The following is a 713-nucleotide window of genomic DNA, read 5'->3' as shown; positions in this document are numbered from 1 at the left end:
GTAGATGCCCTTGTCGTCGGGGCCCGGGTTCAGCACGGGCATGGCGAGGATGAAGGGCTTGCTCTTCCCCTCGCTGTACCACTTGCTGATGCTGTTCTGGAGGCCGAGGTCGGTGCCCATCCAGTAGTTGGTCGGGTAGCCGGCGCCGCCGGGCAGGGCGATCATGACGGGGAAGCCGCTCTTGGCGAACTTGGGGTCGTTGTACTCCTTCGGAGCCCAGACCCACACCTTGCCCTTGAAACCGGACTTCTTGCCGTCCAGCGTGGTGACGGCCACGCGCGTGCCGTCGGCCAGCCTCATGGGGTTCTTGAACTGCGCCTTCGGGCCCGTGGGCATGGACATCTTCGAGGTCGCCGGCGGCTTGGCGGCTTCCTCGTTCTTGCCGTCGGGAGTGCCTCCGAAGGAGACGTCCTTGCCCTTGTCGCTGAAGGGCGGTATGTCGAAGTGGCTCATCACGAGCGCCGCGACGCCCGCGAGCGCGAGGACGGTGGTCCCCGCTATCAGCCAACGCTTGGCCTTGGACTTGCGCCGGGGCGGCTCGTCGTACGGGGGTTCGTCGTACTGCTGCCCGTACTGCGGATCGGGTCCGCCGTAGGGAGGCTGCTGGGCGCCGTACTGACCGTTGTACGGGGCGCCGCCCTGGTCACCGTAGGGACCACCCTGCGAGCCGTACGGGCCACCCTGGCCGCCGTAGGCGCCGCCCTGCCCGCCCT

At 68.2% G+C, this 713-nt stretch carries 1 pseudogene; it reads right to left on the bottom strand.

Annotated elements, in window-relative coordinates:
* Positions 1–713 (bottom strand): annotated as a pseudogene (locus ADK55_RS39845) (hypothetical protein); the annotation flags it as partial.

The organism is Streptomyces sp. WM4235, assembly GCF_001279725.1.
Lineage (GTDB): Bacteria > Actinomycetota > Actinomycetes > Streptomycetales > Streptomycetaceae > Streptomyces.
The sequence above is the reverse complement of the archived record's forward strand: the minus strand, read 5'-3'. Positions and strand labels throughout refer to the sequence as shown.